General features: G+C 59.7%; 8 protein-coding genes and 3 pseudogenes. 7 read left to right on the forward strand and 4 right to left on the reverse strand.

What is annotated here, in order from left to right; genetic code table 11:
* Positions 1 to 82: 82 nt before the first annotated feature.
* Positions 83 to 1,778, reverse strand: a pseudogene (locus tag AABM54_RS16555) (AMP-binding protein).
* A 266-nt stretch (positions 1,779 to 2,044) separates the two neighbouring features.
* Here AABM54_RS16555 and AABM54_RS16560 point away from each other — a divergent pair.
* From AABM54_RS16560 to AABM54_RS16575, 4 genes and pseudogenes are all read left to right on the forward strand, one after another.
* Complete coding sequence (locus AABM54_RS16560; RefSeq protein WP_347901082.1) at positions 2,045 to 3,208, forward strand: isovaleryl-CoA dehydrogenase; 1,164 nt, start codon at positions 2,045 to 2,047, stop codon at positions 3,206 to 3,208.
* 100 nt (positions 3,209 to 3,308) lie between these two features.
* A complete protein-coding gene (locus tag AABM54_RS16565) occupies positions 3,309 to 4,913 on the forward strand; it encodes a carboxyl transferase domain-containing protein (protein ID WP_347901083.1) in 1,605 nt (534 codons plus the stop codon).
* A gap of 115 nt (positions 4,914 to 5,028) precedes the next feature.
* Complete coding sequence (locus AABM54_RS16570; protein WP_347901084.1) at positions 5,029 to 5,841, forward strand: gamma-carboxygeranoyl-CoA hydratase; 813 nt, start codon at positions 5,029 to 5,031, stop codon at positions 5,839 to 5,841.
* Positions 5,841 to 7,791, forward strand: a pseudogene (locus AABM54_RS16575) (acetyl-CoA carboxylase biotin carboxylase subunit). The gene AABM54_RS16570 and the pseudogene AABM54_RS16575 overlap by 1 nt, the downstream one beginning before the upstream one ends.
* A 42-nt stretch (positions 7,792 to 7,833) precedes the next feature.
* On the opposite strand, the gene AABM54_RS16580 reads toward AABM54_RS16575, so the two are convergent.
* Positions 7,834 to 8,502, reverse strand: a complete 669-nt coding sequence (locus AABM54_RS16580) for a S24 family peptidase (RefSeq protein ID WP_347901085.1) — start codon at positions 8,500 to 8,502, stop codon at positions 7,834 to 7,836.
* A gap of 129 nt (positions 8,503 to 8,631) precedes the next feature.
* On the opposite strand from AABM54_RS16580, the gene AABM54_RS16585 reads away from it, so the two are divergent.
* Both AABM54_RS16585 and AABM54_RS16590 read left to right on the forward strand, forming a co-directional pair.
* Positions 8,632 to 8,973: a DUF3077 domain-containing protein gene (locus AABM54_RS16585; protein WP_347901086.1), complete on the forward strand. Its 342-nt coding sequence runs from the start codon at positions 8,632 to 8,634 to the stop codon at positions 8,971 to 8,973.
* A gap of 521 nt (positions 8,974 to 9,494) precedes the next feature.
* Positions 9,495 to 10,646: a M14-type cytosolic carboxypeptidase gene (locus AABM54_RS16590; RefSeq protein ID WP_347901087.1), complete on the forward strand. Its 1,152-nt coding sequence runs from the start codon at positions 9,495 to 9,497 to the stop codon at positions 10,644 to 10,646.
* 132 nt (positions 10,647 to 10,778) lie between these two features.
* On the opposite strand, the gene AABM54_RS16595 is transcribed toward AABM54_RS16590, so the two are convergent.
* Positions 10,779 to 12,152: a hypothetical protein gene (locus AABM54_RS16595; protein WP_347901088.1), complete on the reverse strand. Its 1,374-nt coding sequence runs from the start codon at positions 12,150 to 12,152 to the stop codon at positions 10,779 to 10,781.
* Positions 12,153 to 12,302: 150 nt separating this feature from the next.
* Complete coding sequence (locus AABM54_RS16600; protein WP_347901089.1) at positions 12,303 to 12,752, reverse strand: helix-turn-helix domain-containing protein; 450 nt, start codon at positions 12,750 to 12,752, stop codon at positions 12,303 to 12,305.
* A gap of 100 nt (positions 12,753 to 12,852) precedes the next feature.
* Here AABM54_RS16600 and AABM54_RS16605 point away from each other — a divergent pair.
* Positions 12,853 to 14,071, forward strand: a pseudogene (locus AABM54_RS16605) (MFS transporter).
* The last annotated feature ends 9 nt before the right edge of the window (positions 14,072 to 14,080 follow it).

The raw sequence follows: 14,080 nt of genomic DNA on the forward strand, positions 1-14,080 counted from the left end.
CTGTCTGCAATTCACCAAAATCTGTTGGCGCGCGCGGCGATCCGACCTGCCCGGGCAGATCGGATCGCCGCGCCGCTCGTTCCTACGGTATCGCCTTGAGTTCCTCGACACTGATCTCGCGCATTCGGAACTTCTGGATCTTGCCGGTCACGGTCATCGGGAATTCCTCGACGAACCTGAAGTAACGCGGTGTCTTGAAGTGTGCAATACGCTCCTTGCACCAGGTTTGCAGTTCCAGTTCGTTAGCGCTATGGCCGGGGTGAAACTTGATCCAGGCCACGATCTCCTCGCCATACTTCTCGCTGGGAATGCCGATTACCTGCACATCCGCCACTGCCGGGTGAGTGAAGAAAAACTCTTCCAGCTCCCGGGGATAAATGTTCTCGCCACCGCGAATGATCATGTCCTTGTTGCGCCCGGCGATGCACACGTAACCCTGCTCGTTCATGCTCGCCAGGTCCCCCGTGTGCATCCAGCCAGCTTCGTCGATGGCCTCGGCCGTGCCTTGCGGGTTGTTCCAGTAACCGAGCATCACGCTGTAGCCACGGGTGCAGAGTTCACCGATAACCCCTCGGGCAACAATGTTGCCAGTCTCGTCGATGATTTTGCTTTCCAGTTGTGGCTGGGTTCGCCCGACAGTGGTGACGCGCAACTCCAGATCGTCGGCAGGACCGGTCTGTAACGACACCGGACTGGTCTCGGTCATGCCGTAGGCGATCTGCACTTCGCTCATGTGCATCTCGCTGATGACCCGACGCATCACCTCAATCGGACAGGTCGCTCCCGCCATGATCCCGGTGCGCAGGCTCGACAGATCAAATTCACCGCGTCGGGGTTGATCGAGCATGGCGATGAACATCGTCGGCACGCCGTACAGCGCCGTGGCCCTGCTCTTCGGCAACGGTACTCAGTGTCAGCAACGGGTCGAAGGCATCGTTCGGGTAAATCATCGTGCTGCCGTGGGTGATGCACCCCAGATTGCCCATGACCATGCCAAAGCAGTGATACAGCGGCACCGGAATCACCAGGCGATCACTGGCCGTCAGCCCGAGGCTCTCGCCGACCATGTACCCGTTGTTGAGGATGTTGTAGTGGCTGAGGGTGGCACCTTTGGGAAAACCGGTGGTGCCGGAGGTGTACTGGATGTTGATCGGTTGGTCGAAATGCAGACTGTCCTGCCGGGCCTTGAAGTCACCGGGCGCGACCCCGGCGCCTAGGTCGCTCAACTGCGACCAGGGCAAGAAGCCCGACGGTGGACAAGCGTCGAGACTGATCACCCCGCGCAAGTCGGGCAAGCGCTCGCACTGCAACTGGCCGATGGATTGCTCGGCCAGTTCCGGTACCAGGCCTTGCAGCATCGCGTGGTAATCAGACGTTTTGAAAGCGCCGGCGCAGACCAGCCATTGGCAGCCGGACTGCTTCAATACGTACTCCAGTTCAGCGCTGCGGTAAGCCGGATTGATGTTGACCAGGATCACCCCGATCCTGGCGCTGGCGAACTGGGTGATGCACCACTGTGCGCAATTCGGCGCCCAGATGCCGAGGCGGTCACCTACCTGCAACCCCAGCGCCAACAGCGCCCTGGCGTGCAGGTCGACGGCTTGCGCCAATTGCGCCCAGCTGTAGCGAAGTTGCTGATGACGCACCACCAGCGCTTCACCCTGCGGATGCTGTGCGACGGTGCGGTCGAACGCCTGACCGATGGTCATTGCCAGCAAGGCTTTGTCCTGCGGGCCACGGCTGTAACTGGGCGCTGGCGCAGCACTGTGTTGATCCATAACGACCTCCTATTGTCTTTATTGTAGGAACGAGCGATGTGGCTATCCGACTTGCCCGCGACAAGGCCGCCACAGCTTATGTAAAAGCCTGCATTAGCGTTTATCGCGAGCAAGCTCGACGCTGACAGAGTCGCCCAAGTTGACGTTAACGTAAAGGGTGATTGACAGCGATTCATCTCAGGCTTACGTTAACGTAAAGGTGACATCCGTTCCGGCGCGCCCGGCCGCCCAACCTCCATTTATAAAAACAAGTTTGAAGGTGCCCCATGAGCTATCCGACCCTGAACTTCGCCCTTGGCGAAACCATCGACATGCTGCGTGACCAGGTCCGCGCCTTCGTTGCCAAGGAAATCGCCCCGCGCGCCGCGCAGATCGACATCGACAACCTGTTCCCCGCCGACCTGTGGCGCAAGTTCGGGGACATGGGCCTGCTGGGCATCACCGTGCCGGAAGAATACGGCGGCGCTGGCCTGGGTTACCTGGCGCACGTGGTGGCCATGGAAGAAATCAGCCGCGGCTCGGCCTCGGTCGCCCTCTCCTACGGCGCGCACTCCAACCTCTGCGTCAACCAGATCAACCGCAACGGCAACCACGAGCAAAAAAGCAAATACCTGCCCAAGCTGATCAGCGGCGAACACATCGGCGCCCTGGCCATGAGCGAGCCGAACGCCGGTTCCGACGTGGTCTCGATGAAGCTGCGGGCCGACAAGCGCGGCGACCACTACGTCCTCAACGGCAGCAAAACCTGGATCACCAACGGCCCGGACGCCAACACCTACGTGATCTACGCCAAGACCGACCTGGAAAAAGGCGCCCACGGCATCACCGCATTTATTGTTGAGCGCGACTGGAAAGGTTTCAGCCGCAGCAATAAATTCGACAAGCTCGGCATGCGCGGTTCGAACACCTGCGAGCTGTTTTTCGACGACGTTGAAGTGCCGGAAGAAAACATCCTCGGCGTGCTCAACGGCGGTGTGAAGGTGTTGATGAGCGGCCTCGACTACGAGCGCGTGGTGCTCTCCGGCGGTCCGACCGGGATCATGCAGGCCTGCATGGACCTCATCGTCCCGTACATCCATGACCGTAAACAGTTCGGCCAGAGCATCGGCGAATTCCAGCTGATCCAGGGCAAGGTCGCCGACATGTACACCCAGCTCAACGCCAGCCGCGCCTACCTGTACGCAGTGGCCCAGGCTTGCGAACGCGGCGAAACCACCCGCAAGGACGCCGCCGGGGTGATCCTCTACAGCGCCGAACGTGCGACCCAAATGGCCCTCGACGCGATCCAGATTCTGGGCGGCAACGGCTACATCAACGAGTTCCCGGCAGGCCGCCTGTTGCGCGACGCCAAACTCTATGAAATCGGCGCCGGCACCAGCGAAATCCGCCGCATGCTGATTGGTCGCGAACTGTTTAACGAGACAAAGTAATTTGTCAGCGGCAAGCGACACGCTACAAGCGGCAAGGGGACTCCACGCGCTCCTACTTGCCGCTTGCAGCTTGAAACTTGCGGCTGCTACGGAGTAGCCCATGATTTTGCATACCCAGCTCAACCCCCGCTCCGCAGAGTTCGCGACCAACCGCACGGCGATGCTTGTACAGGTCGACGCCCTGCACACACTGCTGGCTCAGGTTCAACAAGGCGGCGGCGCCAAAGCCCAGGAACGTCACACCTCGCGCGGCAAACTGTTGCCCCGTGAGCGGATCAACCGCTTGCTCGACCCAGGCTCGCCCTTCCTGGAAATCAGCCAACTGGCGGCCTACGAGGTCTACGGCGAAGACGTTCCCGCCGCTGGCGTGATTGCCGGTATCGGTCGCGTCGAAGGCGTCGAATGCATGATCGTCGCCAACGACGCCACGGTAAAAGGCGGCTCGTACTACCCGCTGACCGTGAAAAAACACCTGCGCGCCCAAACCATCGCCCAACAAAATCGCCTGCCGTGCATCTACCTGGTGGACTCGGGCGGCGCCAACCTGCCGCGTCAGGATGAAGTGTTCCCGGACCGCGAGCACTTCGGGCGGATTTTCTTCAACCAGGCCAACATGAGCGCCATGGGCATTCCACAGATCGCCGTGGTGATGGGCTCTTGCACTGCGGGCGGCGCGTACGTCCCGGCCATGGCCGATGAAGCGATCATGGTCCGTCAGCAGGCAACGATTTTCCTCGCCGGCCCGCCGCTGGTGAAAGCCGCGACCGGTGAAGTGGTCAGCGCCGAAGACCTTGGCGGGGCCGATGTGCACTGCAAGATTTCTGGCGTGGCCGACCACTACGCCGACAGCGATGAACACGCCTTGGCCCTGGCGCGACGCAGCGTGGCCAACCTCAACTGGCGCAAGCTTGGCGAGTTGCAGCAACGCACCCCGATTGCCCCGCTCTATGCCAGCGATGAACTGTACGGCGTGGTCTCGGCCGATGCCAAGCAGCCGTTCGATGTGCGCGAAGTGATTGCACGGCTGGTGGACGGCTCGGTGTTCGATGAGTTCAAGGCCTTGTTCGGCACCACGCTGGTGTGTGGTTTTGCGCACTTGCACGGTTACCCGATTGCGATCCTCGCCAACAACGGCATCCTCTTCGCCGAGGCTGCGCAGAAAGGCGCGCACTTTATCGAACTGGCTTGCCAGCGCGGCATTCCGTTGCTGTTTTTGCAGAACATCACCGGCTTCATGGTCGGGCAGAAGTACGAGGCTGGCGGCATCGCCAAACACGGCGCGAAACTGGTGACGGCGGTGGCCTGCGCCAAGGTGCCGAAGTTCACCGTAATCATCGGCGGCAGTTTCGGCGCTGGTAACTACGGCATGTGCGGGCGCGCCTACGACCCGCGATTCCTGTGGATGTGGCCGAACGCACGGATTGGCGTGATGGGCGCCGAGCAGGCGGCAGGCGTGCTGGTGCAGGTCAAGCGCGAGCAGGCAGAGCGCAGCGGCCAGGCGTTCAGCGCCGCACAGGAAGCCGAGATCAAGCAACCGATTCTCGACCAGTACGAACAGCAGGGTCACCCCTACTACTCCAGCGCCCGCTTGTGGGATGACGGCGTGATCGACCCGGCGCAGACCCGCGACGTGCTGGCCCTGGCCTTGTCCGCATCGCTGAATGCGCCTATCGAACCGAGCCGCTTCGGCGTGTTCCGGATGTGATGTTCTGTGGGAGCGGGCTCGCTCGCGAAGGATTCACCGCGGTTTATCTGAGACACCGCGTTATCGTTCTTCGCGAGCAGGCTCGCTCCCACATGAGTTGTGGAGACGGAAAAACATGAACGACTTCAACACCCTTGAACTGCTGACCGACCCCCGCGGTTTCGCCACGTTGTGGCTCAGCCGTGAAGCCAAAAACAACGCGTTCAACGCCGAGATGATTCGCGAATTGATCCTGGCCCTGGACAAGGTGTCGGCAGACCCCGCGTTGCGTTTCCTGCTGGTGCGCGGGCGCGGCAAGCATTTCAGCGCGGGCGCCGACCTGGCCTGGATGCAGCAATCGGCCGAACTCGACTACCACACCAACCTGGACGACGCCCGGGAACTGGCCGAGCTGATGTACAACCTCGCCAAACTGAAAATCCCTACCCTGGCGGTGGTGCAAGGCGCAGCCTATGGCGGTGCACTGGGGCTGATCAGTTGCTGCGACATGGCCATCGGTGCCGACGACGCGCAGTTCTGCCTCTCGGAAGTGCGCATCGGCCTGGCCCCGGCGGTCATCAGCCCATTCGTTGTGCAAGCCATCGGTGAGCGTGCTGCGCGGCGTTACGCGCTGACCGCCGAACGTTTCAGTGGCCAGCGGGCCCGTGAAATCGGCTTGCTGAGCGACAGCTACCCGATCGGCGAACTGGAAGTGCGACTCCAGCAGTGGATCGACAACCTGCTGCTCAACAGCCCTCAAGCCATGCGCGCCAGCAAGGACTTGCTGCGCGAAGTCGGCAACGGCGAACTGACCCCGGCGCTGCGGCGCTACACCGAAAACGCCATTGCCCGCATTCGTGTCAGCCCTGAAGGCCAGGAAGGTCTGCGGGCCTTCCTGCAAAAACGTCCGCCAGGCTGGCAGCCCGTCACTACCAAGGAGCCGCGTTGATGAACGCCCCTGTCCTCACCACCCTGCTGGTGGCCAACCGTGGCGAAATCGCCTGCCGCGTGATGCGTACCGCCAAGGCACTGGGCCTGACCACCGTGGCCGTGCACAGCGCCATCGACCGCGAGGCGCGGCACAGTCGCGAAGCGGACATCCGCATCGACCTGGGCGGCAGCAAAGCGGCTGACAGCTACCTGCAAATCGACAAACTGATCGCCGCCGCCAAGGCCAGCGGCGCCCAGGCGATTCACCCAGGTTATGGCTTTTTGTCGGAAAACGCCGGTTTTGCACGCGCCATCGAAGCCGCCGGGCTGATCTTTCTTGGCCCACCGGCCTCGGCCATCGACGCCATGGGCAGCAAATCCGCCGCCAAGGCCCTGATGGAAACCGCCGGCGTGCCGCTGGTGCCGGGTTATCACGGCGAAGCCCAGGACCTGGAAACCTTCCGCGTCGCGGCTGAACGCATCGGTTACCCGGTGTTGCTCAAGGCCACCGCGGGCGGCGGCGGTAAAGGCATGAAAGTGGTCGAGGACGTCAGCCAACTGGCCGAAGCCCTGGCCTCGGCCCCAGCGTGAAGCGCAGTCCTCGTTCGGCGACTCGCGAATGCTGGTAGAGAAATACCTGATCAAGCCGCGTCACGTGGAAATCCAGGTCTTCGCCGACCAGCATGGTAATTGCCTGTACCTCAACGAACGCGACTGCTCGATCCAGCGTCGGCATCAAAAAGTCGTCGAGGAGGCACCGGCCCCCGGCCTGAGCCCGCAGTTGCGTCAAGCCATGGGCGAGGCCGCCGTGCGTTCGGCGCAGGCCATCGGGTATGTCGGTGCGGGCACGGTGGAGTTTCTGCTGGATGCACGCGGCGAATTTTTCTTCATGGAAATGAATACCCGCCTGCAAGTCGAGCACCCGGTCACCGAGGCGATCACCGGCCTCGACCTGGTGGCCTGGCAGATTCGCGTCGCACAAGGTGAGCCCCTGCCGATGACTCAGGCGCAAGTGCCGTTGCGCGGCCATGCGATTGAAGTGCGGCTGTATGCCGAAGACCCGAGCAATGACTTCCTGCCCGCCACCGGCCATCTCGAACTCTACCGGGAGTCGGCGGCAGGTCCAGGACGTCGGGTTGACAGCGGCGTGGAGGAAGGCGACCGCATTTCGCCGTTCTACGACCCGATGCTCGGCAAACTGATCGCCTGGGGCGAAGACCGCGAACAGGCACGCCTGCGGCTGTTGAGCATGCTCGATGAATTCGTCATTGGCGGGTTGAAAACCAACATCAGTTTCTTGCGGCGCATCATCGGCCACCCGGCCTTCGCCGCAGCCGAACTGGATACCGGGTTCATTCCGCGCTATCAGGAACAACTGCTGCCACCGGCAAGCGAGCTGAGCGATGAGTTCTGGCAAGCGGCGGGCCAGGCTTTCGCCCAGAGCCAGCCGGCCCTGGTGCGTCACGACGACCCGGCGTCCCCGTGGGCCACGGCCAGCGGTTTTCGCGCCGGACTGGCGACACAAACCACCCTGCACTTGACCTGCGAGGGGCAGGACCGAGCGCTCACACTTGAGGACACCAACGGCCGTCACGCTGAACTCAAGGGCGAGCAATTGCTGATCGAGTGCCATGGCGTACGCCGTTCGCATCGGGCGATCCGTCGGGGCGACACGTTGTTTTTGCAGTGGAAAGGTGAACTGCGCCGGCTCGACGTCTACGACCCGATTGCGGCGGTGGAGGCCAGTCACAGTCATCATGGCGGCTTGAGTGCGCCCATGAACGGCAGCATCGTGCGCGTGCTAGTCGAAGCCGGGCAAACGGTTGAAGCCGGGGCTCAACTGGTGGTGCTGGAGGCGATGAAAATGGAACACAGCATTCGCTCGCCCCACGCCGGGGTGGTGAAAGCGGTGTATTGCCAGGAAGGCGAGATGGTCAGCGAAGGCAGTGCGCTGGTGGAACTGGAGTAATCAGCGCGACAAAAAAGGTCCTGCACTGCAGGACCTTTCTGATCAGAACTTGGCCGTCGCCTGTACGACCACGCCAATGATTCGGCACTCGTCAGTGAACAGCATTTTGGGGTACGTCGGATTGAGCGGTACCAGGTAGCGCTGGCCGCCCTCCTCGATCAGTTTGCGAAACACCGCCTCGGCGCTGTGCGACCACTGGGCGATCACCAGTTTTCCGGGCTCCGGCACAACGGCCGGGTCGACCAGAATCAGCATGTCCTGAGCAATGCTCAAACCGCTTGGCGCGGTCATCGCGTCCCCCACGACCACCAGCCAGAACGCAGGCCCCTGCGCGTGGTAATCGGTCAGCTCGAAACGGTTTGTGGCGTAGGGCTCCGTTTCAGACTCACGCACCTCGCCCACCTCTTGCCAGTCACTGACCGGGTAGCGGAAGTACGGGTTGTATTTCTGTGACAGAGGCACTTCGCAAGCGAGGTCGTCATCCTCACTGGCTTCCAGCAGCTCGGGCTCCCGGATAACCAGCGCCACCTCCAGAAAGTCCAGCCCCAGCGCCTTGAGCACACGGTTCATGTCTTGAATGCTGGGCTCGCGGCGTTTGTTCAGCCAATGGCCGACACCGCCCTGAGACATCCCGAGGCGCTCTGCGAGTTTTTCCTGGGTGACCTTCTGGTCACTCATTTTGGCCTTGACCAGTTCGATCCATTTATCCATGGGCTGAACAATACGTTGCGTACTCACACCCTCAACACACAAATTGTATTATTTAATTTGTCGTAACAACTACATAACGTACTAATCTTTGAATGACTCCTCTACCTCATTCACAGGGCACCTCTCGCGATGAATCCAGCCAGCAAGGACACCACTGAAATGGAAATCGACCCCAACCTCACCTCACTAAAAGGGTGTGCGGCCGCACAGCGCGCTCTGGACTATTACTTGAAACCGGCTGTTTCGGAATTCGAAGTCGCCGAACGGTTCTTCGACGTCAATCAACGTGTCAGCCGCGAAGAAGCCCTGGTTCACGCCTCGGACCTGCTGCGTTGTGCTGCGGCCACGGCGTATGAGTCGGCAGACAACCTGCGCGGTGCAAGCCGTGACCTGGCGTTTTCGGTGGTGCACATGATCGACATGGCCAAAGCCATGGTGGACCGTTCACTGGAGGGAAATCAGCCGGGTTAACCGTCTGAAGGTGCGAAGAACGCTACGCAGCAACACAATTGCCGGAACGTTTGCACAAGGGCAGGAAAAATATTTCCAATCGGGCAGATGAAAACATTTGACTTGCAAATGATAATGATTATTATTGCATGCAGCTGGTCGCGAGATCAGTCGATAGACCAAGAGACCTTAGGTCGGACTCTTGGAATATCTCCTCATCAGGCTAATCACGGTTTTTGACCCGGCTTTTTGCCGGGTCTTTTTTTGCCAGTTATCTGGCTATGGCTTCAGGCTAATGAAGACTGGTGCTGCTAAATTCGATGGCGCGGATGATATCAAAAGAATATCGGTTTGCAAGCGAACCTCGGCTTGACGTCAGCAAAGTAATAGAAATTAGCACTTGAGAATCAATCGCATAGCCACTAAGCTGCTGTCGCGTCAAGGACGACGCCCCCCCTTTCTTCCCCGCAAATTGCGGCCTGTTTCAACCCCCTCTTGCGTGTAAAGTAGCAGCCATAAAAATCATACTCAGGAAAGAGACTATGACCGTGGCTCATCGCACTTTTGACATCTCTGCAGACTTCGACAGCGGCAACATTCAGGTCCTGGACATCAGCAATCCGTTGCAGGCATTGCTGGCCATCAAGCCCGATACCCGTAGCGCGCATTTCCAGTGGTTCCACTTCAAGGCCAGCGGCCTGCATGTGGGCCAGGAGCATTGGTTCCGCTTGAGCAACGCCAGCAAGTCTTCCTATAACAAGGCCTGGGATGGTTATCAGGCGGTGGCCTCGTACGACCACGTCAACTGGTTCCGCGTCCCGACGATTTTCGAAGGCGACTGCCTGCGCTTCAGCCTTGAAGCCACCGCCACCCACGCCTGGTTTGCGTATTTCGAACCCTACAGCCGTGGGCGCCACGACTGGCTGATCGAACAAGCGCTGACCAAGGCAGGCACCGAGTTGCTGGCCACGGGCAAAAGTGTCGAAGGTCGCGATATTCAGTTACTGCGCAAAGGCAGCGGTGCCGAGGGCCAGCGCAAGGTCTGGATCATCGCCCAGCAGCACCCCGGCGAGCATATGGCCGAATGGTTCATGGAAGGTGTGATCGAACGCCTGGAACAACACAACGACCCACAGTTGAATAAACTGCTGGCCAGCGCCGACCTGTACCTGGTGCCCAACATGAATCCGGACGGCGCGTTCCACGGCCATCTGCGCACCAATGCCATGGGCCAGGACCTCAACCGCGCCTGGCAGAGCGCCAGCCAGGAAATCAGCCCCGAAGTGCTGTTCGTTCAGCAACAGATGGAGAAGTACGGCGTAGACCTGTTCCTCGACATCCACGGCGACGAAGAAATCCCCTACGTATTCACCGCCGGTTGCGAAGGTAATCCTGGCTACACGCCGCGCCTTGAAAAACTCGAAGAGCATTTCCGCAGTCACCTGAAACACCTGACCCGCGACTTCCAGACCACCCACGGCTACACCCGTGACCTGCCAGGCCAGGCCAACATGACCCTGGCCTGCAACAGCGTCGGCCAGAAGTTCGATTGCCTGTCCCTGACCCTCGAGATGCCATTCAAGGACAACAATGACGCACCGAATGCGCTGACCGGCTGGTCCGGCAAACGTTCGAAGCAGTTGGGTAAAGATGTGTTGACGACGGTGGCGGAGATGGTCGACCGTCTGCGCTGAGTGACAGAACAATAAAACATGACCTCCCAAGAGGTCATGTTGGTTTATGCAATCACTCTTTCCGCCACCTGACATCGACAACTCGAAATGCAATCCGCTCGATAATCTCGGTGAGTTCCGAGAGCCGAATGATCACTGATCTTCATTTGCAAATGTCTCATGGGGCTTTGCTTGAACAACATTGCTTTCTGGCGATTCCGTACCATCAAAATAAATTGCAACGACATGGTATGGATTCAACCCGCTCGGAGGATTATGCACAAAACCATCAGTTGTATTACTAGTACCAAACCTTTTAGGCTCCAGCGACACACGATCCCGCCCCCACATTTCATACCTGACTGCGCGAGGAGTCGAATCCCATCGAAAATGAATACTTTTGAGACTTGCAGCAACGAACCTGAAGTTTTTAGGCGCACCCAACACAACGTGGGAATAGGACGATAGCCGTTCAGCATTCTCGCGCCACACGCGCGCCATATCCGCTGTCACCGCATTGCCCCAAGGTCGCCCACTTGCATCCTTAAGTTGCGGATTTGAATAAACCGGGGCACTACCTTTTTGGCACATAAGCTCGCCGCTCGATCCGTTGTGATAACCGAAGTGATAGTCCGCCACCCCCTCATCATTACAATGATCACCCCCTGCGTTATGACCAATTTCATGCCTGAAAATAGTCGAGTTGGCCACCGAACCAATAGCTATTCTTCCGGGCATATGAGCCCAGCCACCTGCCTGACCAGGAATATTTCCAACCTTCAAGGGGAAAAATCCAAAGACCAGGTCCGGTTCGGATTTTTTAATACCCTCCGCAAAAATACTGGTCAGTCGTTCAAGTGTCTCCTCCGTTAACAAATACTCCTGTTCGACTACCTGAATGCCGACCACCTTGAAAGATACATTGGTAACCAGTGAATTACGCAAAGACAAGTTTATTGACTCGACCTGAGCCACAGCATGAGCACGGGGGTCCCTGGCCCAATCCGCAGCTGCACGAGAATACCCAACGAATATGTCAACAACTCGAGGTGACTCGACATTCATGCCTGAAGTTTTACCCGGCCGATCACTCTTATCCGGACTCAGGATGCCGTCTGAAGTCAAGTCATCATGCTTCGGATCAGATTCAAATCTCCGTTCCCCATTTGCATTTATGAGCAAGACCCCATTCTTCTTTGGAGTGTTAATCAACGCAATCAAACTGCCATCAGCGGAACGAACCGTAACCAAAGCGCCCATTGCCCCATCCGGCATCCGCAAATTACCGCTCTCAACGGTATACCCATCAATCACCTTCGAACTCGAACGCTCAAACACCGCTGGCGCAATCACATCCGCATATAACTGCGCCGTGCTCTTGCTGGCAACGTTCTCGACAACCCAGGCTTTCGGCTCACCCGCATCCGGCGGCGGCAATGAGTGCCCACACGCACTGAGTAACGCGGCCAACGAAATACCCCACAGCATGAATGAAACACGCCGCATGAAACGTACAGTCTTGAGCATGGCTCCTCTCCCTGAATAACACGGTCGGTACTTTTCGACTGACCTTGTCCGGGCCACTGCAGTCTCTGTGCATTGAGCATGCTTTTACGGGCGCTCGATACTGTCAGAGTTGACAGGTACGCGAGTTGTTTTCAGGGCTAGCGCACTCGATCAGCCGTCCACGGCGATTCGCCGACAATCCTGCGGCCCCAACAACCGCCCATCCTCGGACCGCAACTCCAGCCGCTGTACCGGCTGGCCTTTTTCGCGGTCGACCATCACCGAGTGTTGCTCCCCGGCCTCATACAGATTCGCCTCGCCCCACTGGCGCAAACCGATGATCAGGTTGAACAGGTCATTGCCCTTGGGCGTCAGCACGTACTCTTGATAAGCGCTGCCGTCCGATGCTGGAACCACCTCAAAAACCCCATGCGCCACCAGGTTGCGCAAGCGCATCGACAGGATGTTCTTGGCCATGCCGAGGTTGCGCTGGAACTCGCCGAAACGCCGGATGCCGTCGAACGCATCGCGGATGATCAGCAAGGACCAACCGTCACCGATGGCCTCCAGTGAACGGGCTACCGGGCATTCGGCGCTCTCAAGACTTGTACGTTTGGCCATGATTGAAGGCGCCACTCGATGTGAAAATGTGGTTGCAATATAAAACCAGCCTCACTACCGTACAACTGGTTTTCTTTTGAAACCACCTTGGGAGTCAGGCATGCCATCCACCGCACACCCACCACTCAACACCCGCATTGTCCTTTTGTTCGCCCTCGCCTGCGGACTGGCAGTGGGGAACGTTTACTACGCACAACCCCTGCTCGACGCCATGGCCCAGGCCTTTGACATGGACCCGGCGACCATCGGCATCGTCGTCACCCTGACTCAAGTTGGCTACGGGCTCGGCTTACTGCTGTTGGTGCCGTTGGGGGACCTGCTCAACCGGAGACGCCTGATCGTCGTGCAAACGCTATTGTCAGCCGTGGCGTTGCTGATGATTGCCCTGACGCCCACCAGCACCTGGCTGCTGATCGGCATGGCGTTGACCGGTCTGCTGGCGGTGGTCACTCAGGTCCTGGTGGCCTACGCCGCCACACTCGCGGCACCTGCCGAACGCGGGCGCGTGGTGGGCGTGGTCACCAGCGGCATCGTGGTCGGCATTCTGCTGGCACGCACGGTGTCCGGTGGCATGGCCGATCTGGCGGGCTGGCGCTCGGTCTATCTGCTCTCGGCCGGCCTGACGCTGTTGATGGCGCTGGCGCTGTTTCGTGTATTGCCCCGGCACGAACCGTTACAGACGCCAGCGTCCTACGCGGCACTGATTACCTCGGTACTGAGCCTGTTCAAGGAAGAACCGGTGCTGCGTCAACGTTCGGTGCTGGCACTGCTGACCTTCGCCAGCGCCATGGTGCTGTGGACGCCGATGGTGCTGCCGCTGAGCGCTGCGCCGTTATCGTTGTCGCACAGCGAAATCGGATTGTTCGGACTGGCCGGTGCCGCCGGCGCACTGGCCGCCGCGCGTGCCGGACACTTGGCCGACCGGGGCCTGGGCCACTGGACCAGCGGCTTGTCGTTGTTGTTGATGCTCGCCTCATGGCTGCCGATCGGCCTGACCCAATCCTCGCTGTGGGCGCTGCTGCTGGGAGTCATCACCTTCGACCTCGGCCTGCAAGCGGTTCACGTCACCAGCCAGAGCATGATCTACAGCGTGCGCCCCGAGGCTCAAAGTCGGCTGACGGCTGGCTACATGCTGTTTTACTCCATCGGCAGCGCGGCAGGCTCCGTCGCCTCGACAGCGGTCTACGCCTGGGGCCGGCTGGCTCGGCGTGTGCCTGCTGGGTGCGGCAATCAACGCCGTGGCGCTGGGCTACTGGCTGCTGACGCTCAACAGCAGCAAGGCTATGCAGCAAAACCCGGTCGCCACGACCGTTGGCTGAGCCGAATCA

Source organism: Pseudomonas purpurea, from assembly GCF_039908635.1.
GTDB lineage: Bacteria > Pseudomonadota > Gammaproteobacteria > Pseudomonadales > Pseudomonadaceae > Aquipseudomonas > Aquipseudomonas purpurea.